Source organism: Micromonospora endolithica (assembly GCF_003626595.1).
In the GTDB taxonomy this organism is placed as follows: Bacteria; Actinomycetota; Actinomycetes; order Mycobacteriales; family Micromonosporaceae; genus Micromonospora; species Micromonospora endolithica.
Map to the genome: position 1 here is coordinate 1,057,400 of NZ_RBAK01000001.1, position 25,557 is coordinate 1,082,956.

The following is a 25,557-nucleotide window of genomic DNA, read 5'->3' on the forward strand; positions in this document are numbered from 1 at the left end:
GGTGCGGCGGGATCAGGGTGACCGGGTGCGGCCCGGTGGTGGGTGGGTCAGTCCCGTTGCGGACATGATGACAAGTCGACAGTGGACACCTGGCCGTCGGTACGGGCGCGGGCGACGACCTCCTCCGGGGTCAGCGGCGCCTTCGGGTGGTGGGTGAGGCACAGCGGGGTGCGTACCTTCACGAAGGAGAACCCCTCCCCCGCGGCGTAGAACTCACCGCTGCTCAGCAGGCCGATGTCGGGCAGCCGTCCGCCCTTGGCCTCGGCGAGCTGCCGGGCCGCGTCGATCTGCGCGGGGGCGTTGAGCAGGCCGAAGAACTGGGTGGTCGCGTTGCCGGAGATCTGGTTGTGCAGACCCTTCGGGGCCTGGGTGGCGAAGACCAGCCCGAGCCCGTACTTGCGGGCCTGCGAGGCGAGCGCGATCGAGCTGGCGGTGCACGCCGTGTTCCCGGTCGACGGGGCGAGGGTCTGCGCCTCGTCCATCACGAAGAGCCCACCCAGCGGACGGTCACCGGCGGGATGCCGCTTGATCCAGGCGAAGAGGGCCATCTGCAACTGGTTGACGAAGCTCTGCCGTTCCTGGTCGGACGTGAGGCCGACGAAGCTGATCACGGACACCCGGGCCCGGCGGCCGGGCGACGGGGTCAGCAGCAGGCCCGGGTCGGCCGGTGCGCCGGATCCGCCGAAGAGGGGGTCGGTGACCATCGCCGCCTTGAGGGTCTCGGCGAGTTCCTGGGCGAGCTTCTCGGCGCGGGCCAGCCGGCTGACCCCGTCGGGCAGGTCGGTGAGGAACTCGGTGAAGCCGGCCAGACCCACCATGCCGGTCTTCGCGTACGCCTGGAGGGCCTCGGTGAGGACGGCCTTGCCCTGCTGGGCGAGGCGGGTCGCGCGGTCCACCCCGGCGCGCGGCGCGAGCGCCTCGACGGCGGAGCGGATCGCCTGGTCGAACTCGTCCGGCCAGTCGTGCAGCGAGGTGAAGTCGGGCAGCGGCTGGAAACTCAGCGGACGTCCGGCGTTGACCCGGGGTGTCCACACCACCACCTCGGTGTGGGCGAGGTAGTCCGCGGCCCGCTCGGCGTCGCCGGGACCCCACCCGTTCGGCGGTTCCGGCCACGGGTCGCCGAGCCGGGCGAGGTCGTTGTTGGGGTCGAGGACGATCGCGGAGACCCCCTGCCGCGCGCACTCCTCGACGAGCCGGCGGATGAGCACCGTCTTGCCGGAGCCGGATCCGGCGAACACCACCGCGTGCCGGCGCAGCGATTCCAGGTCCACGGCGAACGGACGGTCCCCGTCCACGGTCCGGCCCAGCCCGACCGACCGCCGGTCGGTCGCGGCCGGGACCGGTGCGGGGGTCCGTGCGTCGGCACCGACCACCAGGTCGACCGCGTCGACCGACACCGGCGGCGCGGGAGGCGTCGCGACGGCCGGCGCCGGATCCGGGTCGGCGAGCACCCTGCGGAACAGGTCGGTGCCGCTGGCCGGGCGGCGGTCGACCAGCCACTCCTGCACCACCGCCGACGGCTCGCCGGCCAGCACCCGGAGCGCCGCGAAGACCCGCAGGTCCGCCTCGGTCACCGCGCACCGCAGGCCGCCGGCCGCGTCGAACGCGTCCAACACCTCGGTCGTACGCTTCCCGGTCGGCCACGGGCTGTTGCGCAGCAGCACCAGCCGGCGTTGCGGCAGGTCCCGATCCAGTCCGGCCATCGTGCAGGCGGCCCTGACCCGGGCGGTGACCGCGATCGCGTTCGGGTGCGCGACGCCCCGGAAGCACCAGTGCGCCTCGTTCTCGGTGGCCTCGTCGAGCACCTCGATCAGCCGGCCGTGCAGCGCGGGTTTCCGCCCCGGCGGCGGGTCGTACTTGTAGGTGGCGCCGGTCGGGGCCCGCTCGGCGATCCACGCGGCGAGGCCGGCGGCGAGCAGCCGTGGCATGTGCTCGTCCTCGGTGCGGGGGTCGAGGGCGGGTGCCACGTCCGCGCCCGCGACCAGCTCGGCGAAGCGGGCGTCCAACTCGTCCAGCCGCCCCTCGCCCGTGGGCATCTCGGCGGCCCCGGTGCCGCGGCCGGTCGTCTCCGCCGGCACCGTGTCGGCGCCCTCGATGAGCCGGTCGAGTTCCACCACCTCGTCGTGGTCCCGGCACCAGGCGACGTGGCGGTCCACCCGCCGCAGCAGGGCGCGCGGCGTCAGGGTGGGCGCGTCGGCGAAGGCGGCCGGGGCGATCGGCCAGGTCGGGTACGGCGGTACGAAGTGCGCGCCGGCGAACGCCGCGCCGAGGCGCTTCGCCACGATGACCCGGCCGATCTCCGGGGTGGGGATGCGGTCCGGCAGGACGCCCTGGCGGAACCGGTCGCCGACCGGGGTGGGCGCGCTGCGGGTCAGCAGCTCCCAGGTGTCCGGGAGGCAGGAGACGACGACGAGCGTACGGCGGGTGACGTCGCGCAGCTTGAGCAGCCCGTCGGCGATCGGGCCGATCACCTTGGCCTGGCCGTCCTCCAGCCCGGCGTGCTGGTCCCACAGCGACGTGCTGGTCTGGGCGAAGAGCGTGTCGAGCTGGTCGACGGCGATGACGGTGGGATCCAGGGTCAGGGCCATCAGCCGGGAGATGTCCTGGACGATCTGCTGGGGGGTGCGGACGGCGCCGCTGAGCCCCCAGGCCGCCCGCCCGGCCGGGTCGCCCGCCTCGGAGATCAGGTGGGCGTATCCGACGTCCTGCGCCTCGAAGTCGACGGCGCCGTGCAGGACCAGCGCCCGGGCGGTGTCCTGGCAGTCCCGCCCGACCTCCCGGTCACGGGTGCGCAGCGCCCGGATGAACGCGTCCAGTTGCTCCCGGTCCACCGGTCGGGTGCCGGCGATCGCGTCCCGGACGTCGACCGGCAGCCCGAGCTGCGGGGTGAGCCGGCGCAGGAAGGTCCGCAACTGGGTGCCCCAGCCGATGTGGTCGCGGCCCATCCCCTCCACCAGGGCCAGCGCGACGCTCTCCCAGAACGTCTTGCCGCTGACCATGTCCACCAGGAAGAAGTAGCCGCCGTCCTGTTGGATGCGTTCGCGTACCGCGCCGAGCAGGTGCGTCTTGCCGGCGCCCGCCCGGCCCTGCATGGCCACGCCGAGCGGCACGCTGGTGTCGTCGGTGCGCGCCCGCGCCACCCCGCGGAGGATCTCCGCGACCACCTTCTCGTGCAGCTCCGGCACGTTGTGCCGGCTGGGTCGCCAGACGTCGTCCGGGGTGACCGCCGGATTGAGGCTGACCGCCTCCAGCGCGGCCCGCTGGTCGTCGGAGATCATGCGCCGATCGCCAGGGCGTGGTTGTCCTCGTTGCCGATCCGTACCGCGGCTTCCCGGTCGCGCGGGGTGAGCGACTTGGTGTTCGCCGCCGGGATGACGCGGACGTCCTCCCGGCCGGCCATCGCCCGCAGCGCGGCGTCCACGGACGCCCGGTCGGTGCCGGCGAGACGGTCCCGGACGTCGGCGAGGCCGACCCAGGCGCCGGGTGCCTTCGCCAGGTCCCGGTAGGCCGCGCGGACCAGCGCCTCCACGTCCAGCGGCGCGGTCGCGGCGGGCGTCACCTCGCCGGTCTGCGTGAAGAAGTCGCCGTGGCTGACCCGCAGCCGGTCCAGCGAGCGGTGCAGGTTGGCCAGGACGGTGAGCAGCGACCGGGTGGCGGACCCACCCGACTTCGGCGGTGGCGCGGTGTGCAGGTGGCGCATCACCCGCCAGCCCTCGTCGGTCAGCTCGTGGGCGAAGGGCCGACTGGTCCGGTCGGTTTCGACCAGGCCCAGATCGAGGAGCCTTTTGTTGTCCTTGCCGGTCAGGGTGAAGCCGGCCAGGTCACGCAGCTCGCCGTTGGTGAGGCGGCGGGCCTCGACCATCAGCACCACGAGGGCGTTGATCTGGTTCGGCGTCAGGCTCGGGACGTCCGCCGGGCTGGTCATGGTGTCTCATCTCCGTGGGGGTGCGTGCCGCCCGCGCGCCGCAGGGCCAGCAGCCGACGGATCCCGTCGACCACCGTCGGCACGTCGGACAGCACCTGCTCGTTGGTGAAGCGGAGCACGTCCAGCCCGCGAAGTTGCAGCCGCACGTCCCTCCGCCGGTCGTTGGCGAAAGCGATTCGCCCCCGATGCTCCGGGCCGTCCACCTCGACCGCAAGCCCCTCGGCGGGCCAAAAGAGATCCAGCCGGTACGCCTCGCCGAGCGGGTGCCACTCGTACGTCTGGTTCCAGCGCCGGCCGCGCGCCCACGGGTGCGGGGCGAGGGCGCGTTCCAGTGCCTGCTCGGCCGCGCTGTCGCCACGCGGCACACCGGCGATCGGTGGCCAGGCCAGCAGCACCGGCCCCACCCGGCCGACGTTGTCGGGAATGCGACCCCCCGGATCGTCCAGCGCGGCGAGGCCGGCCGGCACCGCCACCGGCACCGGCCGGACCCGGTCGGCGTGGCGCAGCGGCGCGCCGGCCAGCCACACCGTGAAGTGGCCGTGCCGGACCAGCCACTCGGCGGCGGCCACGACCGTCCGCTCCGCCTCCGGTCCCAGGTCGGGCAGGGTGACCAGGAGTACGCACCCGTCCCGGCCGTACGCCTGGGCGATCACCCGGGCCAGGCCGGCGGCGCGTACCTCCGCCGGGAAGCGGGACCGGAACACCCGCGGAGGCGGGTCGGCGGGCCGGTGGGCCGCCGGAACTGCCGGGCCGACCACGATGTGCGGCCGGCGCAGCGCCCGCTCGGCGAGGTCGGCGAGGAACGGGCCGAAGTGCCGGGAGCGGGCGGCGACGCGGGCCGCCAGCGCGCGCACCGCCGCGACACTCAGCGCCCCTCCCCCGTCCAGGTGCTCGGCCCCCGGCAGCCAGCGCGGGAAGAGCGCGAGCGCGACCGCGTCCAGTTCGTCGAGGAGGGCGGCCATCAGGTCGCCGATCCTGCCCACCTCGGCGGGCCGGTAGTGGACCACCGCCGGCGCCGTCGGTGGCAGCGGGTCGAGCGCCACCCGGAGCAGTTCGGGGTCGACGTCGGGCAGGTGGCTGACCTGCCCCTGCGGCAGCCCGGCCCACCAGTCCGACGTCACCGGGGCCGGGTGCCGCTGACCGCCCAGGCCCGCGCGGTGAGCCGGATCGTGACCTGGGCCGGCGCCGTCCGGGCGGGCACCGTCGCGGTCAACGCGCCGGTGCCGCAGCCCACGTCCAGCCAGTGCAGGCCGGGCGGCTGGTCCAGCCAGCCGAGGAACTCTTCGGCGACCCGGCGGCTCCACCGCCCCACGTAAGCCTCGTAAGCCTCACCGTCGGCCCATACCGGCTGTGCCATGCCGGGCACTGTATGACACGTTGTCGTCCCCGGTGAACGCCGCCGGCACTCACTCGACGTCGCCGACGGGCGCGAAGGCGCGCAGTGTGGCCTCGACCAGGGCGTCGGCGAACGCCGCGTCGAGCGGGCCGGTGCGCAGCAGCCAGCGCTGGACGAACGGGGCGTAGAGGAGGTCGAGGCAGAGCGCGAGGTCGGCCTCGGGGTGCAGCTGGCCGGCTCGCTGGCCGGCGCGCAGCCGGGCGAGCTTGGCCTCGGTCACCGGACGGTCGACCTGCTCCCGGTAGAGCATGGCCAGCTCGGGATCGACGGCGATCTCGGCATAGAGGCCACGCAGCAGCGCGGAGAGCGCCGGATCACCGAACTCCACGGCGGTGGCCCGCAGCACCGTCTTCAGGTCGGCCTCCAGGTCACCCGTGTCGGGCAGGGTGATGCCGCCGGTCTCGTCCTCGCTCAGCGCGCGGACCGCGTCGAGCACCACCGCGCCCTTCGACGGCCACCAGCGGTAGATCGTCTGCTTGCCCACACCGGCGTGCCGAGCGACCGCCTCGATCGACAGGCGGGGATAGCCGACCTCGACGACGAGGTCGCGGGCGGCGGCCAGGACGGCACGGCGGGACCGGTCGCTGCGGCGGGTGGTGTCGGGTGACATGGGTGCAGCATAGCCGAGACGAGACGGTCCGTCTCGGCCTGTGCTAGACTCACCGAGACGAAACGGTCCGTCTCGTCAGTCGGTTCTCGTCGAGAGGCAGTTGATCATGCGAACCTGGTTCATCACCGGTGCCTCCCGTGGCCTCGGTCGCGCCTTCACCGAGGCCGCCCTCGCCGCCGGGGACCGGGTGGTCGGCGTCGCCCGCGACGTGCGTCCGCTCGACGACCTGGTCGACGCGTCCGGCGGACGCCTGGTCGCGTACCCCCTCGACGTGGCCGACCGGGCCGCGGTGTTCGCCGGCGTGCGACGGGCGACCGACCAACTCGGTCGCCTCGACGTCGTGGTCAACAACGCCGGCGGCGCGCTGCTCGGCATGGTCGAGGAGGTCACCGAGGAGCAGGCCCGCGCCCACTTCGACGTCAACTTCTTCGGCGCGCTCTGGGTCAGCCAGGCCGTGCTGCCGATCATGCGTGAGCAGGGCGGCGGGCACCTGTTGCAGGTGTCGTCGATCGGCTCCTTCGGGGGATTCGCCTCGACCGGCCTCTACAGCGCGGGCAAGTCCGCACTCGACACGGTCAGCGAGGCCCTGGCCATGGAGGCCGAACCCTTCGGTGTCCGGGTGACCATTCTCCACCTCGGCGGATACCAGACCGAGCTGTTCACCACCGGCCTCACCCAGACCGAAGCCCACCCGGCGTACGAGTCGCTGCGCGCCAAGCTGGCCGCACTGTGGAGCGAGGCCGAGGATTTCGATCCGACGCTCGCCGCGGAGGTCCTGCTGCGGGCGGTGGCGCTGTCCGATCCGCCGAAGCGGTTGGTGCTGGGCGGGACGGCGTTCGACCTGGTCCGTGGCCTGGATGCGGCCCGCACCGCCGAGTACACGCGCTGGGAGGACCTGAGCCGGCTCGGTGACCGCCCCGCCATTTCCTGACATTCGGATAGGGCGAGAGTCGGGTATTCCTCCATTCGTTGACACGGCTTCGCGGCGGATCCCACGATGGCCGCACGAAACTCCCTCGAATGGAGACCCGCATGTCGTATACCGCTAATCCGCCCCCGTACCTTCGCGACCTCGGCACCATTCTCGACAGAATGGTCACCGACCCGGCATTCACCGAGGCGTTCTGGGCCGACCCGGCGGCGGCCGTGAGCGCTGCCGGCCTCACGGTGGACCCGAAGGTGCTGGAGCTGCCGTCCATGGTCGACCGGGCCGTGCTCGATCGCGGGCTGCTCGACGTCCGGGCCGACCTGGCACCGTTCCTGGCCCTGGAGAATCCGCTGGCCATCGGTGGTGCGCTGGCGCTGGGTATGGCGCTCGGCTGGGCCGCCAGCGAGTACTACCACCACCACCACGCCGACCCGCATCCCGCCCCGGCGGAGCCGCACCACTGAGAACCCGCCCGCCCCGTGCCGCGGGCCGCTCAGTCCGGTGGACCGGCCCGTCGGCGTACCCCCAGGGGGCCGCCCGCCCGCCTGGCGGGCGGCCCCGATCGCAGGTCAGCGCAGGCCGTGCCGCACCTGTCCGACGAAGGCGGACCAGGCGGTCGGGGGGAATCGCAGCGCCGGGCCGGCCTGGTCCTTGCTGTCGCGGACGGCCACCACGCCGGGCAGGTTGTCGGCCACCTCGACGCAGTTGCCGCCGCTCCCGCCGCTGCGGGTGCTCTTGCGCCAGACGGCACCGGCAAGGTCAGTCATGCTCGCTCCTCGATGATCGCTTTGATCATTTTCTCGGACTCCACCTCATCCGACGCGAGCGTCTCCAGATCGGACCAGACGTGGTCGTAGGCAGCGACTTCGGCTGGCTTGTCCAGGTAGAGCGCGCCGGTGATGTTCTCAAGGTAGACGGTAGTCGGCTCGGTCGATGCCCGGCCGAGCGGCTGCGGGAAGTCCAGCACCACGAAGGTGCCCGTCTCACTGGCCAGCGGCGGGCCGGCGGCCAGCGGCAGGATGCGCAGGCTCACGTTGGGCAGCGCGGCCACGTCGAGCAGGTGCCGCAACTGCGCGGTCATCGCGGCCCGGTCCGGGATGGTGCGGCGCAGCACGGCCTCGCTCAGCACCACCTTCAGCACCGGCGCGGCAGGCAACCGCCGGACCAGGATGTGTTGTCGCTGTAGGCGCACCTCGACGAGCTTCTCCCGCTCCGCGCCACTCATTGTGGGATTCTTGCGGCGGAACAGTTCCATGGCGTATTCCCGGGTCTGGAACAGCCCGGGAATCAGTTCCGCGTCGTAATGGCGCATCAGGACGGCGGACGATTCCAGCCCGACGTAGAGCGAGAACCACGACGGGACGACATCGCCGTACGAGTGCCACCAGCCACGGGCCCGCGTTTCCTTTGCCAGCCCGGCGACGATCGTGCGCATCTCCGCCGGCACGTCGTAGATCTCGCACATCGCTCGGGCATCGACCACCCGGACCGGCACCAGCCCCTTTTCGATGCGCCACACCTTCTGTCGCGAACAGTCCAGCCCGTCAGCGACGGCGTCCAGCGAGACCGAGGCGTCCTCGCGTAGCTGCGTGAGCAGGCGGCCGAGCTGCCGCCGGGGCACGGTGGACCCGCTTGTTTCATCCGTCATGCAACATCACCGCACCCCTCCTGCAACAGCAGATGTTTCTCCTCGCGCATTTATCCCTCCCGTTCCTCGCGGGTCAATTCGAGCCCGAGGTTAGGGCGCCTCCGGTGATTGCGCAAGGCGCTCGACGTGTCACATCCTGTCACCAATCCGAACGGCCCCAAAGAGCGCCGGAAATGGCACCAGCGAGCGTCCGTCGTTCGCTGACCGCAGAATTGGCCGGCGCTGTTCTTCCTCCGGAGGACACCCGATGCGCGTGACGTACGAGGAATATCTGATCGCCACCGCGCTGACCCTGGCCCGCCGGCACCGGCCGGTGTGGAGTTGGACGCACTGGCGCAGGAGGTGCCGGTGCGGCGCGGAGCTGCCCTGCCACGCCCGGCACCGGATCCCGATCAGCCGGGTCCACTGGCCGACGGAGGACCAGTGACCACGCTGAAGGCGGGTGACCTGGTGCACCTGACCCGCGCGGCGAGCGTGCAGTTCGGCACGCCGATCACCTTCCGGGTGATCCGGGTGCTCGACTGGATCACGTACGACGGCTGGGTCTGGCTGAACGGCTACGAGTTGAACGCGAAGGGCGACGCGGTGGCCCGTCGGTCGGTCTTCGTGCAGCGGGCCGGGCTACCGGGAAGCGCGTCAGCTCGGTAGGTCGGCGATCCGGGTCGACAGCGCGCGCAGGACCGCGAGTTCGTCCGGGCTCAGGTGATCCAGGAAGCGCGAGCGTACGGAGACGAGGTGGTGCCGGGCGGCCTCCTCCAGCACCCGGAACCCCTCGTCGGTCAGGTGCAGGATGCAGCCCCGCGCGTCCTGCGGATCGGGCTCCCGGTCGACGAGTCCCCGCCCCTGCATGCGACTCGTGTGGTGCGACAGCCGGCTGCGCGACCACTCCATCTTGGCGGCGAGGTCCTTGAGCGCCCACCGCCGGTTCGGCTTCTCCGACAGGGTGCTGAGCACCTCGTAGTCCGCCGGGGACAGCCCGGAGTCGCGGGCCAGGTCCCGACCGAGCCGCGCCGGCAGCGCGGTCAACAGGCGGCGGAAGGCCCGCCACGCGTCTTCCTCGTCCTCGCTCAACCAGGGGGTCGCCACCCGGTCAGCCTACAGTTTGTTGACACATCATCGAAGCATGGCTAGCTTCGTTGACATGTCATCGACTTCCTCGCTCCGCGTCCTGGTCATCGTCGCCAGCACCCGCCCCGGTCGACTCGGCCCGGCCGTCGCCGACTGGTTCGTCGCCGCCACCCGCCCGGCGGCGACCGAAGGCGGGATCACCGTCGAGGTCGCCGATCTGGCCGAGATAGGACTACCGCTGTTCGACGAGCCCGCGCACCCCGCCAGCGGCAGCTACGCCCACGAACACACCCGCGCCTGGAGCCGGCGGGTGGCCGCCGCCGACGCCTTCGTGGTGGTCACCCCCGAATACAACTTCGGCATGCCGGCGGCGCTGAAGAACGCCCTCGACTTCCTCTACCACGAGTGGTCGTGGAAGCCGGTGGGCTTCGTCAGCTACGGCAACACCTCGGCGGGCACCCGGGCGGTGCAGATGACCAAGCAGGTCGTCACCACCCTGCGGATGATGCCGATCGGCGCCACCGTCGCCCTCCGCCTCGCCGACGACACCCGCGACGGGCGGATCAGCCCGTCCGTGAAGCTCGACGACGCCGCCCGCGCGGTGCTGCGTGAAGTGGACCGGGTCGCCCGGGTGATGCGGCCGCTACGCGACAGTGGGGACACCGACCCGGCCGGGCCGGTCGACGGGCTGCGGCTGGCTCCCGCCCGCGGCGACGACCTGGCCGAGCTGCTCGTACTCCAGCGGTGTTGTTGGGTGCAGGAGGCCCTGGCCAACGACACCCTCGACCTGCCGCCGCTGCGGGAGACCCTCGACGACCTGCGCGCGTCGCTGTCGACCTGGCGGCTCTGGTGCGTACGCCGGCACGGTCGCCTCGTCGCGGCGGTCCGCGCCCGCGCGGACGGCGACACGTGGCTGATCGGTCGGCTCATGGTGGCCCCCGACCAGGCCGGGCACGGCATCGGGTCCTGGCTGCTCGGCTACGTCGAGGCGCAGGCCCCGGCGGAGACCACCCGCTGCGCGCTGTTCACCGGCGCCCGCAGCGCCGGCAACATCGCGCGGTACGAGCGCGCCGGCTATGCCCGCGGCACCGCCGGGGACGCCCCGGACGGCAGCGTCCGGCTCACCAAGTCACGGCAGTCGGTCGGCTGAAGGGTCGGGCGTACGGGAACGCCCGCCTCGCGTGGTGCGAGGCGGGCGTCCGGTCGAACCGATCAGGGGTTGCTGTAGCCGAGGACGTAGCTGCCGGAGCCGCTGTAGGCGTGCACCCGCCAGCGGTAGTAGCCGGCCGTGCCGTTGTAGCTGACGTTCTCGTCCGCCGCCGCCGAGGCGCCCTGCGCCACCACGCTCCACCCGCTGCCGTTCCACTTCTGCAGGTAGAGGTCGAAGTCGGTGCCGGTCGGGCCGTCCAGGCAGCCCCGGTGGGTGCCGGAGGCCGAGGAGTAGTAGTAGCTGCCGTTCGGCTGGTAGGCGCTGCCGCCGCTGGACAGCGACCCGTTCACGGTGAACTCGTAGCCGGTGCAGCCGGTCGGCGGGTTGGTCGGGGGCGGGGTGCCACCGCCACTGGTCACCAGGGTCCGGCCGTACGCGGAGAGGATCTCGTTGACCGGCTGGAAGTAGGTGGTGCCGCCGGAGCTGCAGTTGCCGGAGCCGCCGGAGGTGACGCCCTGCGCCTGCTGGCCGCTGAGCCAGGAACCGCCGGAGTCACCCGGCTCGGCGCAGGCGTTGGTGCGGGTCAGGCCGGAGACGGAGCCCTCCGCGTAGTTGACGGTCTGGTTGTAGGCCTGCACCGTGCCGCAGCGCCAGCCGGTGGTCGAGCCGGAGCGGCAGATGGCCGACCCGATCGGGGCCACCGTGGAGCCGGCCACCGTCACGTTGCCGCCGGCGTAGTTGTTGACCCACGGCTGCGGGGTCCAGTTGGAGTTGACCGCCACCCAGGCGTAGTCGTTGCCGGGGAACGAGGAGCCCTGGAAGGTGCCCTGGCTGACGCGGTTGAAGCCGGTCGTGGCGTTGCCGGTGTTGCCGCAGTGCCCGGCGGTGACGAAGCCGCCGTTGACGGAGAAGCCGACCGAGCAGCGGCCGCCGCCGATGTAGTAGGCGTCGCCCCCGCGTACGTCGTAGAGCAACCGGGGCTTCTCGGTGGTGCGGACCACCCGTACCGTGGCGGCGTCGACGCCGCTGGCCTTGACGAAGGCGCTGGCGGCGGCGGTGCCGCCGCGCGCCTGCACCACGACGGTGTTGGTCTTGACGTCGACGTACCAGCCGGGCACCGAGGCCGGCGGCGCCTTGGCGGCCGCGGCGTCCAGGCCGTCCTTGACCGCGTCGAGCTTGGCGACGCTGCGGTCCACCAGCTTCGGGGTGGCGCCGGCGGCGGTCACCTCGGCGGCCTTGGCGCTGTCCGTGACGGCCACGACCAGCGACTTCGCGTCCGGTGCCAGCCAGGCGCCGGCGAAGGTGGAGCCGAGCCGCTTACGCAGCACCAGTTCGGTGCGGCTGGCGGCGTCGTCGGAGGCGATCCGGGCACGAGCCGCGGTGGCGGTCAGGCCCAGGTCGCGTTGCATCGCGGCGAGCATCTCGGGCGAGGCGGCCTCCCCGGCCGCAGCGGCGGGTGCGGCCGGTGTCGGCCCGGTGGGACTCGCGCCGGCGGGCCCGGCGATGACGATGGCAGCCAGCCCGGCCGGCAACAGGATCGCTGCTGCCGTGCCAGCAAGGACTCGGTTCATCCGGAAACTCCTTCGGTTCGGCGGAGCTGCCGGTCCGGCCTGGTCGCTCCGGCACCGACAGGTGGCCGTAACCTAGAACACGTTCTATCGATGTCGGTAGATAGCCTTTGGCTCATACCGCGGCGGCGTCAGCCGAAGGTGCGCAGGACCATGTCGATCATCGCCTCGACATCGGCGTCGGCCATCGGCTCGCCGGTCATTCCCATCCGGTGGAGCAACGTTCCGGTGACGACGTCGATGAGGAGCAGAACCCGGTCGTCCGGCTCGCCCAGCGCGTCCTGGACCGCGACCCGGTACGGCTCCTGGAACCGCTTGGACAGGATCTCGCGCAGCGACGGATCGTTGATGGCGTCGCTGAACACGCCCGCGAACGCCGCCCCGGCCCCTGGCGCACTGATCTTCGCGGCTATCCAGCGGATCGCCGACGCGACGACCTCACCCCGATCGGCGCCGGTCAGCGGCACCGGGCCGAACGCGTCGAGCAGGCAGTCCGCGATCAACGCGCCCTTCGACGGCCAGCGCCGGTAGAGCGTCGTCTTCGCGACCCCCGCCGCCGTGGCGATGCGGTCCATCGTCGCGCCCGCGTAGCCCAGTTCCCGCACCGAACGCAGGGTGGCCGCGAAGACGGTCGCGTTCAGGTCCGAGCGGGGACGCCCAGCCGTCGGGGGGGTAGTGGCCTGCACCGGTTCAGGCTAACCTCACCATTACGCTACTGCGAGTAGCGCAATTAACCGGGAGGTCTCATGACAGCCAACGGCCCACTGGGCGCCCGCCTCGTTCTCCGGGACGGCCTGGACTGGGAGGCTCTCACCGACGAGCAGGTGATCGCGGCACGCGAGAAGACCAACCGCCTGCGGGCGGCGCGCGTGGCCCGGGTCTTCACCGGCCTGCCCGACCGTCGCGCCCGCATCGAGGAACACACCCTTCAGCTCCCGGGCCGCCGCCTGACACTGCGGGTGCACCGCCCGAAGAGCGCCGGCCCGAGGCTGCCGTTGATCCTCTCGTTCCACGGCGGCAGTTTCGTCATGGGAACCGCCGCGCAGAACGACTGGATCAACAGCCACCTCGCGGCCCGCTGCCCGGCGGTGGTCGTGTCGGTGGAGTACCGCCTCGCCCCCGAGCACCCGCTGCCGGCACCGGTCGACGACGGCTACGACACACTCGTCCGGCTTCTCGACGACTCCGGCGACTGGGGCCTGGACCCCACGGCCGTCGCGGTCCTCGGCGAGAGCGCCGGGGGCACGCTGGCCGCGCTCCTCACCCTGCGCGCCCGCGAGGACGGTCCGCCGGTACGCGCCCAGGTGCTGACCTACCCGGCCACGGACTGGTCCGAGACCATGGCGGACTACCCCTCGATCGCCGCGAACGCCGGCAACCCCGGGCTCTCGCTGTCCCAGTTACGCGCGGCCGCCAGGTGGAGCGTGCCGGCCGGCCTCGACCCGCGCACCGTGTCTCCGGTGCGGCTCGACGACCTCGCCGGTCTGCCACCCGCGCTGGTCGTCACCGGCGCGCTGGACATCCTGGACGACCAGGGAGCCCGATACGTCGACCGGCTTCGCGCCGGCGGCACCGACGTCCGGCTGGTCCGGTACCCGAAGGCCCTGCACGGCTTCGTCAGCATGCCCGGCCTGGTCCCGGCCGCCCGTCTCGCGCGCCGCGAGATCCTCGCCTTCCTGCGCGGCCACCTGCACCCCGCGGCGAGCCCGGCGAGGACGGAACAGCGATGACCGCCACCGTCCAGGTCGGGACGCGGTCCGCACCGGCACCGGACGACGCCGCCGCGGCGCGGCGGGCCATGTCCCGGCTGCTGCGTCCACACCTGTGGCGCTTCGCGCTCGTGATCGTCCTGCAGGTCATCGGTGCGCTCGCGGGTCTGGCGCCGCTGCTGGCGGTCGTCGAGCTGGGTCGTACCCTCCTGTCGCCCGGCGTGGTCGACCACGGCCATGTCCGGACCGTCGTGGTCGCGGGCGCGGTCGGCCTGTTCGTCCGGCTGCTGTTCACCGCCGCGTCGTCCGGCGTCGGGCACCTCCTCGACGGTCAGGTGCAACTGTCGTTCCGGCGAGCGCTGGCCGCGCGGCTGGGACGCGTACCGATCGGCTGGTTCTCCGGGCGCCGGACCGGCGAGCTGGCGAAGGTGGTGGGCGAGGACGTGAGCGCGGTGCACCCGTTCATCGCCCACGCCCCCGGCGAACTCGTCTCCGCGTTCGTGGTGCCGCTGGTGTCGCTGGTCTACCTGCTCACCATCGACTGGCGACTCACGCTGATCACGTTGATCCCGGTGGTGCTGGCAGTGGCGCTGATCCCGGCGCTGATGACCCCGAACCGGCTCCGCGAGCAGCAGGAATTCGACGCGGCCATGGGACGGATCGCGAGTTCGGTCGTCGAGTTCGTCCAGGGCATCTCGGTGGTCAAGGCATTCGGCGGCGCCGACCGTGCCCACCGCGCGTTCATCACGGCGGCGGACGACTTCGTCAGCATCTTCACCAGGTGGGTTCGGGGGGTCTCCGCGGTGGCCGCCGGCATGCAGCTGGCGCTGTCACCGCCGTTCGTGCTTCTGGTCGTGCTGACCGGCGGTACGGCGCTGATCACGACCGGCGGCATGGCCCCGGCTGACCTGCTGCCCTTCCTGCTGCTCGGACTGGGCCTGACCGCTCCGGTGGCGGCCCTCGGCCACGGTTTCGATGACGCGCAGGCCGCCCGGCGCGCACTTGGCCGGATCCGGGACGTGTTCGAGGTGCCGCCGCTGCCGGAGCCCGCGCACCCCGTCGCACCACGGCACCACCGGGTGGAACTGCGTGGTGTCCGATTCGGCTACCACGATGACCACGAGGTGCTGCGCGGCATCGACCTGGTGCTCGAACCGGGGACGGTCACCGCGCTCGTCGGGCCGTCGGGAAGCGGAAAGTCCACGCTGGTCCAGCTGCTACCACGGTTCTTCGACCCGACCCACGGCGCGATCCTGCTGGGCGGTGTCGACCTGAGAGAGATCAGCAGCCGGGAGCTGCACCGCATGGTCTCCTTCGTCTTCCAGGACGTGCGCCTGCTCCGCGCGTCACTGGCGGACAACATCGCGCTGGCGGTACCGCACGCCGACCTGGACGACGTGGTCCGCGCCGCCAAGCTGGCGAACATCCACCACCGGATCCTCGAACTGCCCCGGGGCTACGACACCGTGGTCGGTGCGGAGATCAACCTGTCCGGTGGCGAGACGCAGCGCATCGCGATCGCCCGCGCACTGCTGGCCGACCCACCCGTCCTGGTGCTCGACGAGGCGACCGCCTTCGCCGACCCGCAGACCGAACAGGCCGTCCGCCGCTCCCTGGCGATCCGGGCCCACGACCGGACGACTCTGGTCATCGCCCACCGACTGGAGACCGTCGCCGACGCCGACACCGTCGTGATGCTGGAGAACGGCACCATCACCGAGCGTGGCAGGCCCGGCGAGTTGTTGGCACAACGCGGACGCTTCGCCGAGTTCTGGCGATCCCACCGACCGGCGACGGCCGGGGGTTCCCGGTGATCGGGTTGCTGCTGCGGGTGTTGGGGCACGAGTACGCCCAGCCGATGCGTCGGACCGTGGCTCTGATGGTGACGACCGCGATAGCCGAAGGTCTGTCGTACGCACTGCTGGTGCCGGTCCTGCGGGCACTGCTCGGCGGCACCCCCGAGGCTGCCGTGCCCTGGCTGGTCGCGTTCGGGTTCGCGGTCGCGGTCTACGCGGCGCTGCGCTATCGCAGTGACCTGTCCGGTTTCCGGGTCGGCACCACGCTGTTGCGGGGCATGTATCACCGGCTCGGTGGCCAGCTGGCCCGACTGCCCATCGGCTGGTACGACGCCAGCCGGATCGGGGAGCTGTCCGTCCTGGCCAGCCGGGGTCTCCTGCAGGCGATGAGCGTCCTGGCGCATCTGCTGGCACCGCTCGTCTCCGCCTTCGTGACTCCCCTGACGATCGTCGTGGTGGTGCTCGCCTTCAACTGGCAGCTGGGGCTGGCCGCGTTGATCGCCGCACCGGTCGTGACGGCGATCCACATCTGGACCGGACGGTCGATGGCCGCCACCGACGTCGAGCACGCCGAACGCGACCGGGAGGCCAGCGGGCGGGTCATCGAATATCTCCAGGCCCAGCCGGTGCTGCGGGCCGGCGGCCGGACCACCGAACGCTTCCGGCTGCTCGACGACTCGCTGCGTGAGATGCAACGCACGTCCCGCCGTGGCGTGCTGTCGATGCTGCCCGGCGCACTGGGCCTGGCCCTCACGGTGCAGGCGATGTTCACGCTCCTGCTGTTCCTGGGCGCCTACCTCGCGCTGCGCGGAGACATCGGTGCGCCGGAGGTGCTGGCGATCCTGGTGCTGGCCACCCGCTGCGCCGATCCACTGCTGTCGCTGTCGAACATCGGCGGCCAACTCCGCGGTGCCCGCAACGAGCTGGTGAGACTCGACGAGGTGTTGCGCACCCAGCCGCTGCCGGAGCCTCGTCAACCGATCCGGCCGGCCGGGCATGACCTGGAGTTCGACTCCGTCACCTTCCGGCACGGCGACCGTACGGTGATCGACGACCTGTCGCTGTCCGTGCCGGCGAGGCAGCGGCTCGCCGTCGTCGGACCGTCCGGCGCGGGAAAGACCACCCTGCTGCGGCTGCTCGCGCGCTTCTACGACGTGGACGCGGGCGCGGTACGCGTCGGCGGCGCAGACGTACGCGCCATCGCCAGTGAGGTGTTGACGGCGCAGATCGCCGTCGTCTTCCAGGACGTCTATCTCTTCGACGGCACCATCGAGGACAACGTCCGTCTCGGCCGCCCCGACGCACCGGCGGCCGAGGTACGGGCGGTGGCCACCGCCGCGCAGCTGGACGAGGTGATCGAGCGACTGCCCCTCGGATGGGCGACCAATGTCGGCGAGGGTGGGACCCGACTGTCCGGCGGTGAACGCCAGCGCGTCTCGATCGCCCGAGCACTGCTGAAGAACGCGCCCATCGTGCTGCTGGACGAGGTCACCTCCGCACTCGACCCGGTGAACGAGGCGGCCGTCCACGAGGGCGTCGCGCGTCTGATGGCGGGCCGGACGGTGGTGATGGTGGCGCATCGGATGCGGACCGTCCAACGGGCCGACCGCGTCGTCTTCGTCGACGGCGGCCGGATCGTGGAGGACGGCAGCCACGACGAGCTGCTACGCCGGCGCGGCCGGTACGCCGAATTCTGGAACATCTCCGTCACCCCGGCAGCAGGCGAGCAGCTCACCCCGGTGGCTCTGCCAGCCGCTCCATCCGGTTCCAACCGCTCCAGCCCCGCTCCCTCATCAGGTCCTTGAGCCGCTGCACCCGCGGGTCGTACTCGACGGCGAGGGCGTCCAGCAGGTCGTGGGGTAGATCGTCGTACTCCTCGGCGACGTTCATCTCACCGGCTTCGTGTACCTGCTCGGCCAGGCAGGCCATGATGTCGGCGGCCTCCGCCAGCCGCGAGTCGTCGAGCAGGTCGCTGTCGAAGATCTCCGAAAGGAGTTGGTAGAGCCGAACGGTCTGCGGGTCCTCCAGTTCGGCGAGCTTGCCCGGTATCCATTCGCGGACCTGATCGGGCCAGCGCGCCGCGAGCAGGATCCACCCGTCCCGCTCGCCCTGCACCATCCGCTCCGACGCCCCGATCTCCCGAAGACGATCGAGGTAGCAGGTCACCTCCGGCGGGAGCGCCAGACTGTCCCCGGCGGCGAGCTGCGCGATCTGCCTGCGGTTGGTCTCCAGCCGTTCGATCTCGTCGCGCAGCCGGCTGTCGATCCTGCGGACCGCTTCGGCGAAGGTCGTCGCGTCGGCGTCGAGCATCTCACCGATCTGGGACAGCGGCACGCCGGCGTCGGCCAGGGTACGGATCTTGATGAGGGACACGACCGCGGACGGGCCGTACCGGCGGTAACCCGAGGCGTCCCGCTCCGGCTCGGGCAACAGCCCGATCTGGTGATAGTGCCGCACCGCCCGCACGGTGACGCCGGCGTACGCCGCCAGTTGGCCGATCGTCAGCATGCGGTGGATCCTGCCCGACTCACCCGCAACCTGTCGGCGCCGCTCAGGAGATCCGCCGACGGTAGGAGATGCCGGCGAAGACGTAGGCCACGACGAGGATGCCGACACACCAGGCGAGAGCGGTCCAGATGCCGGTGCCGACCGGCTGCTGGGTGAACAGGTCCCGGATCGCGTTGACGATCGAGGTCACCGGCTGGTGCTCGGCGAAGGCGCGCACCGGGCCGGGCATGGTCTCGGTCGGTACGAAGGCCGAGCTGACGAACGGCAGGAGGATGAGCGGGTAGGAGAACACGCTCGCACCCTCCACGGACGTCGCGGTCAGGCCGGGGATCACCGCGATCCAGGTCAGCGCCAGGGTGAAGAGGGCCAGGATGCCGGCGACCGCGAGCCACGCCAGCACGCCCGCGCCGGTGCGGAAGCCCATCAGAAGGGCTACGCCGATGACGACCACGAGCGAGATCAGGTTGGCGACCAGCGAGGTCAGGACGTGCGCCCACAGCACCGAGGAGCGCGCGATCGGCATGGATTGGAACCGTTCGAAGATGCCCCCCTTCAGGTCCAGGAAGAGCCGGTAGGCGGTGTAGGAGATGCCCGAGACGATGGTGATGAGCAGGATGCCGGGCAGCAGGTAGTCGACGTACGAGTCGGAACCGGTCTCGATCGCACCGCCGAAGACATAGACGAAGAGCAGCATGAAGGCGATCGGCATGATCGCGGTGGTGATGATGGTGTCCGGGCTACGGCTGATGTGCCGCAGCGAACGTCCCAGGAGAACGGCGGTGTCGCCGAGGAAGTGCTTGTTCATCGCTGTTCCTTGTCCGTTCCGGCGCCGACCAGGGCGAGGAAGACGTCTTCGAGGGTGGGCTGCTTCTCCACGTACACGACCTCGCCGGGCGGAAGGAGACGCCTGAGCTCGTCCAGGGTCCCGTTGACGATGATCCGGCCCTCGTGGAGGATCGCGATCCGGTCGGCGAGTTGTTCCGCCTCGTCGAGGTGCTGGGTGGTGAGCAGCACGGTCGTACCGCCGTCGGCGAGTTCCTTCACCGCGTGCCACACCTCGATCCGCGCCTCCGGGTCCAGCCCGGTCGTCGGCTCGTCGAGGAAGACGACCGGTGGATTCCCGATGAGACTCATCGCGATGTCCAGCCGTCGGCGCATGCCACCGGAGTACGTCGCCACCCTCCGGGCGCCCGCATCGGTCAGCGAGAAGCGCCTCAGGAGGTCGTCCGCGATCACACCCGGATCCGGGAGGTGCCTCAGTCGGGCGACCAGGACGAGGTTCTCCCGCCCGCTGAGGATCTCGTCGACCGCCGCGAACTGCCCGGTCAGACTGATCGACTCGCGTACGTCGACCGGGTGCGTGGCGACGTCGAAGCCGTTGACCCGGGCCTCCCCCCGGTCGGCCTTGAGCAGCGTGGCCAGGATCCTCACCACCGTCGTCTTGCCCGCCCCGTTCGAGCCGAGCAGGGCGAAGATGCTCCCCCGCGCCACGTCGACGTCCACGCCGCGCAGCACCTTCAGTTGCTTGAACGACTTCTCCAGGCCCCGCACGTGGATCGCGGGTGCGAGGTGATCGGTTGGTGCCGGGATGCTCATGAGGGCCAGCATGGAGGGTTGACGCAGCGTCAGGGTCAAGCCGTGCGGGCCCTGCCGGTCAGCCGGCCAGTTTCTCGAAGAGTTCGTTCGGCGTGTCGTAATACCTCGTCGTCCGGCCGACGTGCGTCATGCCGAGCCGCCGGCAGACGGCCTGGGAGGCACGGTTGTCCGGGTCCGTGACCGCGACGACCCTCGCCAGACCCCGGCTGAACGCGTCGTCCAGGACCGCCGCCGCCGCTTCGGTGGCGTAGCCGCGCCCCCAGGCGTCCGGATGCAGGTGCCAGCCGATCTCGACATCGGCCGGCTCGCCGGCCCGCTCCCCCGCCGACAGGCGAATCGGCTTGAGCAGGAGGTTTCCCACCAGCCGGCCGTCCGTCGCGGTGGTGACGGCCCAGATCCCGTGGACCGGGTCGTCGACGGCACGTCGGCGTGCGATCGAGGCGAGGGCATCCTCGCGGTTGTTCATGATCGTGGGGTGCGCGCCCAGGAACCGCACGACCTCCCCGCGCGACTCGAGATCCAGCAGGAAGTCGGCGTCCGTGTCGCGCCAGGGGCGCAGCAGGAGGCGGTTACTCGCGATGGTGCGCATGCCTGCAATCTAGCCAGCGCCGGGCGACGCGCCTTCCTCTCGGTCGGGGCGGCCTCTACAGTGGGCCGTGCATCGAGCGGATGCGGGCGGTGACGGAGGGTGGCATGCGGCCGGAGTTGGACCGATCCCTGCTGGTCGACCTTGCCAGGCCGGTGGTCGCCCGGATCTCGCCGGGCGAGGACGAGCTGTTTCCGCTGCTGACCGAGGCTTACTTCGCCGATCCCGGCGCGTTCGCGGAGCCGGCTCGGCGCGGCGGGCCGCTGGCGTTCGGACTGCCGGAGGTGCTGGTGCTGCTGACCCCGGTGGCGCTGGCGGCGATGACCGAGGCGGTGCGGTACGTCGTGGAACTGGCAATGCGCAAGGGGCATCGGGTCACCTCGGCTGCGCTCCGCCGCGCCTTCCGGGCTGCGCCACCGCAGTCGGTGGGATCGGCATCGGATGCGCAGGCATCGCTGGAGTTGACCGTCCAGGAGTGGTCCGAGGTACGCCGGATCGTCGAGCAGGTCGCGGTGCGCGGGGGTGTCGACCCCGACCAGGCGGCGCTCATCGCCGACGCCGTCGTCGGGCAGGGCCGGCTCAGCGGCGAGGTTCGCTGACCGATGGTGCGCCCGGTGGACCCACGAGCCGCCCCGGGCAAGCCGACCGCGTACTTCGTCCTTCTCATCGGTGCGGTCCTGGCCACGAGCGTGATCGTTTTCTTCGCCCTCGGCCTCTTCCCGCCGGATCGGCTCGCCGCCTACGAGGCCCGCGGGGCCGAGTGCGATTCCGCGTTCGACGCGGGGGTGGCCGGGCTGGCGGCGGACGGCCTCCTGGACGACGTGCTGCGACGTGAGGCGTTGCAGGCCGAATTCCGGTCCTGCCTGCGACCGGCCTTCGCCGAACCGTTCGCCGTGGTCGCCGTCGGGGTCGGCGTTCTCGCCGCGGTGGCGATCGCCCTGTACCTCGCCCATCCGTGGTGGATCGTGCGGCGAAACCGGTCGCGACAGCTTCCGCCGGGCCTCGTCGGTGGCGTGGCCGAGGACCTCGACGATCTGCGCCGGACCATGGGTCTGGCCCGGGCACCGCAGTGGTGGCTCGTGCCGCACCGGGGCACGCCGAGTGGTCAGGCGTTCGGCCTGCCGGGTCGGCGACGGATCCAGCTCGACGCCGGGGCGCTGGTCCTCCGGGCCACCGACCGGCCGGCATTCCGGGCCGTGGTGGCCCACGAGTTGGCACACCTGCGCAACCGTGACGTCGATCTGACCTACCTGACGATCGCCGTGTGGCGGGCTTTCCTGCTGGTGGCCGTGCTGCCGCCGCTGCTCCTGATCGTGCATCCGGGACTGGTCACCACGCCCAGCGAGTGGACGTGGCGGACGAGCACCCTGTCGTACGCGCCAGGATTCAGCGCCCGTTTCCTCGGCGTGCTGGTCGCCCTCGGGTGTCTGGTCTACCTGTTGCGCAACGCGGTGCTGCGCGCCCGCGAGACGTACGCGGACCGGGTGGCCGTCGATGTGGGCGGGACGGGTGCGGCCATGGCCGCCATCGTGGAACGGCTCCCGGTGCCGCGTCGGTGGCTCGACCGGTGGGGCACCCACCCGGTACCCGCCGAACGTCTTCGGGCGATCCGGGACCCCGTGGCGGCGTGGCGGCCGACGCACTGGGACCTGGTCGCCGCCGGCCTTCCGGCCGGCGTGCTGACCACGAACCTGACGTTGGTGACTGGCCCGGCTCTCGGACTGGACGCCCTTCTCGGTGCCGCCCTGCTCGGCCTGACGGTCGGGCCGTGGCTGGGTGCCCTGCTCGCGCTGGCGGTCTGGCGAGCAGCGCAGGCAGCCGTGCAGTCAGCGGCGCCGGCTCGCCGGATTCCGTTCTGGCTCACCAGTGGTCCGGTCCTGGTGGGAGCCTTCCTGCTGGGGATGCTGCTGTCGCCAGGGACGACCAGCGGCAGATCCTGGTTCGTCACCTCCGGTCCGGCATCCACCCTGGTCGCGGGCCTGGTGCTCACGGTCGCCGCGGTGGCGTTGGCCGGGTGGGCCGACTCGACGGCCCGTGCGGCTCTGACCGGGCCGAGGCCTCGCGACGCCCGGGTCGATGCGCGGGACACCCCGTCGCCCACCGGTGCGACGGCCGTGTTCGTCGCCCCGGCGCGCTGGGCGCTACCGGCGACCCTGGGGGCCGCCGGTCTGGCCGGCGCGGCGGCCCTGGCGGTCTGGCTGCCGTTCGCCTCGATCCGGTACGGCTTCGCGCTGAGCTGGGGCCCTGTGCCGGCGGACGGTGCCGGTTGGTACGCGGCGGTCGGCATGGTGAGCACGGCGGAGCTGGGACCGGCGGACCGCTTCGTGCACAATCCGTTCACGCTGACCGCCCTGACCGTCCTCTGGCTGGTACCGGCGCTGCTGGCCTGGAACGCGGCCGGCCGGCGGGCGTTGCGGAGTGCGGCACTCCTGGGTCTGGCCAGCGGTGCCGTGGCGGCGGTGATCGGCGCCCTGTTACCCGTGGCCGCCGGGATGGTGCTCCCGATCGACGTACGCCAGGCCATTCCGGAGGCGCACGAGATGGCGTTCGGCGCCGTGGTCGAGAATGCCACCCTCGCCGTCGGCTCGGTGCTGCTGGCGGTCACGATGGCGGTGGTGCTGCTCCGAGGCGGCTCGCGCCGGCCAGCCCGGGCACTACTTGCCGCGACGGTCACCACGATCGTCACCACCGTGGCCATCTCCTGGGTGGCCCGGCCGGTGAGCTGCCTGACCGGCAACGGGGTGTGCCGCACCGCGACAGACCTCGATCTCGTCTCCCGGACCGCGCACTGGATCCTCGTGCAGGGGCTCATCGTGGCGATTCCGCTGGTGCTGGTGGCGGCAGTGGTCAGGGGGATCGTCGACCCCACCGGGACACCCGCACGGATCACCACCGCTGGTGACACGTCACCGAGGACGGCTCCCTGGACCCGGACGGCCACCGTGGTCGGTATCGGCCTGCTGCTCGCGGTCACCACGATCCTGGTGGTCGGAATTCGGACGTCGGCGTACGACCTGTGGCTGCGGGGCTCCTTCGGCTGACCGGCAGCCGATGCCGGTGCCGGACCACTCGCCTTCGTCGACAGCGCCGCATCCATCCGGACGCGGCGCTGTCTCCTCGTGATCGGCTAGCTGATCTTCTTGCGGTAGATCGCCGTCGCGGCGGCGTAGGCGGCCACCAGCAGGCCGGCGCACCAGGCGAGGGCGATCCAGATGTCGTGGCCGACGGGTTGCTGCGCGAACAGCGCGCGGAGCGTGTTCACGATGGACGTCACCGGCTGGTTCTCGGCGAACCACGCGACCGGGCCGGGCATCGAGTCGGTGGGGACGAACGCCGAGCTGATGAAGGGCAGAAAGATCAGCGGGTAGCTGAAGGCGCTCGCGCCGTCGACGGTCTTGGCGGACAGTCCCGCTATCACCGCGACCCAGGTGAGGGCGAGGGTGAACAGGATCAGGATGCCGGCGGCGGCGAACCAGTCGGTCACGGACGCGCCGGTGCGGAACCCCATGATCAGTGCGACGCCGGTGACGATCACGATCGAGGCCAGGTTGGCGACGAGCGCGGTCAGGACATGCGCCCAGAGTACGGCGGGTCGTGCGATCGGCATCGACTGGAAGCGCTCGAAGATGCCGCCCTTCATGTCGAGGAACAGCCGGTACGCCGTGTAGGCGATGCCGGAGGCGATCGTGATGAGCAGGATGCCCGGGAGCATGTAGTTGATGTACGACTCGTCGGATCCGGTGTTGATGGCGCCGCCGAGCACGTACACGAAGAGCAGCATCAGCGCGACCGGGGTGATCGCCGTGGTGATGATGGTGTCCGGGCTGCGCAGGATGTGACGCAGCGAGCGGCCGGTGAGGGTTCCGGTGTCGCTGAGGACGTGGGCGGTCATCGGGATTCCCCTCCTGCGGGCATGGCGGCCCCGTCAGCGGTGTCGCCGACGAGGGCGAGGAAGACGTCCTCGAGGGTCGGCTGCTTCGCGACGTACTCGACCTCGGCGGACGGGAGGAGCTGCTTCAGCTCGGCGAGGGTGCCGTTCTGGATGATCACGCCCTGGTGCAGGATCGCGATCCGGTCGGCGAGTTGCTCGGCCTCGTCGAGGTACTGGGTGGTCAGCAGGATGGTCGTGCCGTCCTTGGCGAGCCGCTTCACGGTCTGCCAGACCTCGATCCGGGCCTGCGGGTCGAGGCCGGTGGTCGGCTCGTCGAGGAAGACGACCGGCGGGTTGCCGACCAGGCTCATCGCGATGTCCAGCCGGCGGCGCATGCCGCCCGAGTACGTCCCGGCCCGCCGGTTTCCGGCGTCGGTGAGCGAGAAACGGGCGAGCATGTCGTCGGCGACCGCGCCCGGGTTCCTCAGGTGGCGGAGCTTCGCGACCAGGACCAGATTTTCCCGGCCGGTGAGCACCTCGTCGACCGCGGCGAACTGGCCGGTCAGGCTGATCGATCTGCGTACGTCGCCCGGAGCCGAGGCGACGTCGAAGCCGTGGACGGTCGCGGTGCCGGTGTTCGCCCTGAGCAACGTCGACAGGATCCGCACCAGCGTGGTCTTGCCGGCGCCGTTCGAGCCGAGCAGAGCGAAGATGCTCCCAGGTGCCACGTCGAAGTCGACGCCCCGCAGCACGTGCAGGTCCTGGTAGGACTTCGTGACGGCCCGCACCCTGATCGCGGGTTCGCGCGTCGTGGTGGTCATGACCCGCTCTCCTCACCGTTGTCGCCGGCGGCGGCGTCGACCGCCCTGCGGAGGCGCTCGCGTTCCTTGTCGATCCACTGCCGGCCGGAGTACGCCTGCAGGAACGTCTCGGCGAACTCGACCGGGTCGTCGCCGACGATCGCCCGGACCGGCGTTCCGTCGGCGACCGCCCGCTCCCAGAGGTCGGCGAAGTCGCCGAGCATCGTGATGAGCGTGTCGCCGTCGAGGATTCCGCCGTGGTACATGAAGTACCGCTGAAGTGCCTTGGCCGTGCTGCGATAGGGCTCCGGTAGTGCCTCGATCCGGGCCGTGTGGTGCTTGTACTGCTTCTTCTGATCAAGTGACCCGACGAGCGTCTCGATCCACTTCGCGGCCAT

The 25,557-nt window shown here is 71.6% G+C and carries 27 protein-coding genes; 10 read left to right on the plus strand and 17 right to left on the minus strand.

Features of this window, described 5'->3' with window-relative positions; genetic code table 11:
* Positions 1–47: 47 nt before the first annotated feature.
* Genes D7223_RS04775 through D7223_RS04795 form a run of 5 tightly spaced genes read right to left on the minus strand, consistent with a single transcriptional unit; the run spans position 48 to position 5,931 of the window.
* Positions 48–3,278 carry an ATP-binding protein gene (locus D7223_RS04775; protein ID WP_120725130.1) on the minus strand — a complete coding sequence of 1,077 codons (3,231 nt, stop codon included), beginning with the start codon at positions 3,276–3,278 and terminating at the stop codon, positions 48–50.
* Complete coding sequence (locus D7223_RS04780) at positions 3,275–3,925, minus strand: hypothetical protein (RefSeq protein ID WP_120725132.1); 651 nt, start codon at positions 3,923–3,925, stop codon at positions 3,275–3,277. The genes D7223_RS04775 and D7223_RS04780 overlap by 4 nt, the downstream gene beginning before the upstream one ends.
* The gene (locus D7223_RS04785) at positions 3,922–5,046 is read right to left on the minus strand and encodes an endonuclease domain-containing protein (RefSeq protein WP_120725134.1); all 1,125 of its coding nucleotides are present in this window, start codon (positions 5,044–5,046) and stop codon (positions 3,922–3,924) included. Before D7223_RS04785 ends, D7223_RS04780 begins: the two co-directional genes overlap by 4 nt.
* Positions 5,043–5,282: a class I SAM-dependent methyltransferase gene (locus D7223_RS04790; RefSeq protein ID WP_202864577.1), complete on the minus strand. Its 240-nt coding sequence runs from the start codon at positions 5,280–5,282 to the stop codon at positions 5,043–5,045. The genes D7223_RS04785 and D7223_RS04790 overlap by 4 nt, the downstream gene beginning before the upstream one ends.
* A gap of 49 nt (positions 5,283–5,331) precedes the next feature.
* Entirely contained in the window at positions 5,332–5,931 is a 600-nt protein-coding gene (locus tag D7223_RS04795; protein WP_120725136.1) for a TetR/AcrR family transcriptional regulator, read from the minus strand.
* 106 nt (positions 5,932–6,037) lie between these two features.
* Between D7223_RS04795 and D7223_RS04800 the strand changes: the two genes are divergently transcribed.
* Complete coding sequence (locus D7223_RS04800; protein ID WP_120725785.1) at positions 6,038–6,862, plus strand: SDR family NAD(P)-dependent oxidoreductase; 825 nt, start codon at positions 6,038–6,040, stop codon at positions 6,860–6,862.
* Between the two features lie 101 nt (positions 6,863–6,963).
* A complete protein-coding gene (locus D7223_RS04805; RefSeq protein WP_147252430.1) occupies positions 6,964–7,323 on the plus strand; it encodes a hypothetical protein in 360 nt (119 codons plus the stop codon).
* Between the two features lie 105 nt (positions 7,324–7,428).
* Here D7223_RS04805 and D7223_RS04810 read toward each other — a convergent pair whose 3' ends face one another.
* Positions 7,429–7,626 carry a DUF397 domain-containing protein gene (locus D7223_RS04810; protein WP_120725140.1) on the minus strand — a complete coding sequence of 66 codons (198 nt, stop codon included), beginning with the start codon at positions 7,624–7,626 and terminating at the stop codon, positions 7,429–7,431.
* The gene (locus D7223_RS04815; RefSeq protein ID WP_337589436.1) at positions 7,623–8,480 is read right to left on the minus strand and encodes a helix-turn-helix domain-containing protein; all 858 of its coding nucleotides are present in this window, start codon (positions 8,478–8,480) and stop codon (positions 7,623–7,625) included. Before D7223_RS04815 ends, D7223_RS04810 begins: the two co-directional genes overlap by 4 nt.
* A 274-nt stretch (positions 8,481–8,754) precedes the next feature.
* On the opposite strand from D7223_RS04815, the gene D7223_RS04820 reads away from it, so the two are divergent.
* Both D7223_RS04820 and D7223_RS04825 read left to right on the plus strand, forming a co-directional pair.
* Complete coding sequence (locus D7223_RS04820; protein WP_120725145.1) at positions 8,755–8,934, plus strand: hypothetical protein; 180 nt, start codon at positions 8,755–8,757, stop codon at positions 8,932–8,934.
* Positions 8,931–9,155 (plus strand): hypothetical protein, encoded by a 225-nt coding sequence (locus tag D7223_RS04825; protein ID WP_337589437.1) that lies wholly within the window; start codon positions 8,931–8,933, stop codon positions 9,153–9,155. Before D7223_RS04820 ends, D7223_RS04825 begins: the two co-directional genes overlap by 4 nt.
* Here the strand turns inward: D7223_RS04825 and D7223_RS04830 are convergent.
* Positions 9,144–9,593 (minus strand): MarR family winged helix-turn-helix transcriptional regulator, encoded by a 450-nt coding sequence (locus D7223_RS04830; protein ID WP_120725147.1) that lies wholly within the window; start codon positions 9,591–9,593, stop codon positions 9,144–9,146. The genes D7223_RS04825 and D7223_RS04830 overlap by 12 nt on opposite strands.
* Positions 9,594–9,648: 55 nt before the next feature.
* Here D7223_RS04830 and D7223_RS04835 point away from each other — a divergent pair, with 55 nt between their 5' ends.
* Positions 9,649–10,725, plus strand: a complete 1,077-nt coding sequence (locus D7223_RS04835) for a bifunctional NAD(P)H-dependent oxidoreductase/GNAT family N-acetyltransferase (protein ID WP_120725149.1) — start codon at positions 9,649–9,651, stop codon at positions 10,723–10,725.
* A gap of 62 nt (positions 10,726–10,787) precedes the next feature.
* Here the strand turns inward: D7223_RS04835 and D7223_RS04840 are convergent, their stop codons facing one another.
* Complete coding sequence (locus D7223_RS04840) at positions 10,788–12,296, minus strand: S1 family peptidase (protein WP_238161563.1); 1,509 nt, start codon at positions 12,294–12,296, stop codon at positions 10,788–10,790.
* Between the two features lie 128 nt (positions 12,297–12,424).
* The gene (locus D7223_RS04845) at positions 12,425–12,979 is read right to left on the minus strand and encodes a TetR/AcrR family transcriptional regulator (RefSeq protein WP_120725151.1); all 555 of its coding nucleotides are present in this window, start codon (positions 12,977–12,979) and stop codon (positions 12,425–12,427) included.
* 60 nt (positions 12,980–13,039) lie between these two features.
* Here D7223_RS04845 and D7223_RS04850 point away from each other — a divergent pair, with 60 nt between their 5' ends.
* From D7223_RS04850 to D7223_RS04860, 3 genes are read left to right on the plus strand one after another with little or no spacing between them, the layout of a single operon-like run.
* Complete coding sequence (locus D7223_RS04850; protein WP_120725153.1) at positions 13,040–14,023, plus strand: alpha/beta hydrolase; 984 nt, start codon at positions 13,040–13,042, stop codon at positions 14,021–14,023.
* Positions 14,020–15,816 (plus strand): ABC transporter ATP-binding protein, encoded by a 1,797-nt coding sequence (locus tag D7223_RS04855; RefSeq protein ID WP_202864578.1) that lies wholly within the window; start codon positions 14,020–14,022, stop codon positions 15,814–15,816. Before D7223_RS04850 ends, D7223_RS04855 begins: the two co-directional genes overlap by 4 nt.
* Entirely contained in the window at positions 15,813–17,603 is a 1,791-nt protein-coding gene (locus D7223_RS04860; protein ID WP_120725155.1) for an ABC transporter ATP-binding protein, read from the plus strand. The genes D7223_RS04855 and D7223_RS04860 overlap by 4 nt, the downstream gene beginning before the upstream one ends.
* Here D7223_RS04860 and D7223_RS04865 read toward each other — a convergent pair.
* The 4 genes from D7223_RS04865 to D7223_RS04880 are packed head-to-tail and all read right to left on the minus strand — an operon-like array spanning position 17,530 to position 20,491.
* Positions 17,530–18,306 carry a MerR family transcriptional regulator gene (locus D7223_RS04865; RefSeq protein WP_120725157.1) on the minus strand — a complete coding sequence of 259 codons (777 nt, stop codon included), beginning with the start codon at positions 18,304–18,306 and terminating at the stop codon, positions 17,530–17,532. The two genes, D7223_RS04860 and D7223_RS04865, sit on opposite strands and share 74 nt — an antisense overlap.
* A gap of 43 nt (positions 18,307–18,349) precedes the next feature.
* Positions 18,350–19,111 carry an ABC transporter permease gene (locus D7223_RS04870; RefSeq protein WP_120725159.1) on the minus strand — a complete coding sequence of 254 codons (762 nt, stop codon included), beginning with the start codon at positions 19,109–19,111 and terminating at the stop codon, positions 18,350–18,352.
* Positions 19,108–19,902 (minus strand): ABC transporter ATP-binding protein, encoded by a 795-nt coding sequence (locus D7223_RS04875; RefSeq protein ID WP_120725794.1) that lies wholly within the window; start codon positions 19,900–19,902, stop codon positions 19,108–19,110. The genes D7223_RS04870 and D7223_RS04875 overlap by 4 nt, the downstream gene beginning before the upstream one ends.
* A gap of 58 nt (positions 19,903–19,960) precedes the next feature.
* On the minus strand, positions 19,961–20,491 hold the full coding sequence (locus D7223_RS04880) for a GNAT family N-acetyltransferase (protein WP_120725161.1): 531 nt from the start codon (positions 20,489–20,491) through the stop codon (positions 19,961–19,963).
* 104 nt (positions 20,492–20,595) lie between these two features.
* On the opposite strand from D7223_RS04880, the gene D7223_RS04885 reads away from it, so the two are divergent.
* Both D7223_RS04885 and D7223_RS04890 read left to right on the plus strand, forming a co-directional pair.
* Positions 20,596–21,087, plus strand: a complete 492-nt coding sequence (locus D7223_RS04885; protein WP_147252429.1) for a hypothetical protein — start codon at positions 20,596–20,598, stop codon at positions 21,085–21,087.
* 15 nt (positions 21,088–21,102) lie between these two features.
* Positions 21,103–23,529, plus strand: a complete 2,427-nt coding sequence (locus D7223_RS04890; RefSeq protein ID WP_158610817.1) for a M48 family metalloprotease — start codon at positions 21,103–21,105, stop codon at positions 23,527–23,529.
* Positions 23,530–23,615: 86 nt separating this feature from the next.
* On the opposite strand, the gene D7223_RS04895 is transcribed toward D7223_RS04890, so the two are convergent.
* Genes D7223_RS04895 through D7223_RS04905 form a run of 3 tightly spaced genes read right to left on the minus strand, consistent with a single transcriptional unit; the run spans position 23,616 to position 25,557 of the window.
* Entirely contained in the window at positions 23,616–24,380 is a 765-nt protein-coding gene (locus tag D7223_RS04895) for an ABC transporter permease (protein WP_120725167.1), read from the minus strand.
* On the minus strand, positions 24,377–25,180 hold the full coding sequence (locus D7223_RS04900; protein ID WP_120725169.1) for an ABC transporter ATP-binding protein: 804 nt from the start codon (positions 25,178–25,180) through the stop codon (positions 24,377–24,379). The genes D7223_RS04895 and D7223_RS04900 overlap by 4 nt, the downstream gene beginning before the upstream one ends.
* Positions 25,177–25,557, minus strand: coding sequence for a DUF1048 domain-containing protein (locus D7223_RS04905; protein WP_120725171.1), 381 nt, complete (start codon positions 25,555–25,557; stop codon positions 25,177–25,179). The genes D7223_RS04900 and D7223_RS04905 overlap by 4 nt, the downstream gene beginning before the upstream one ends.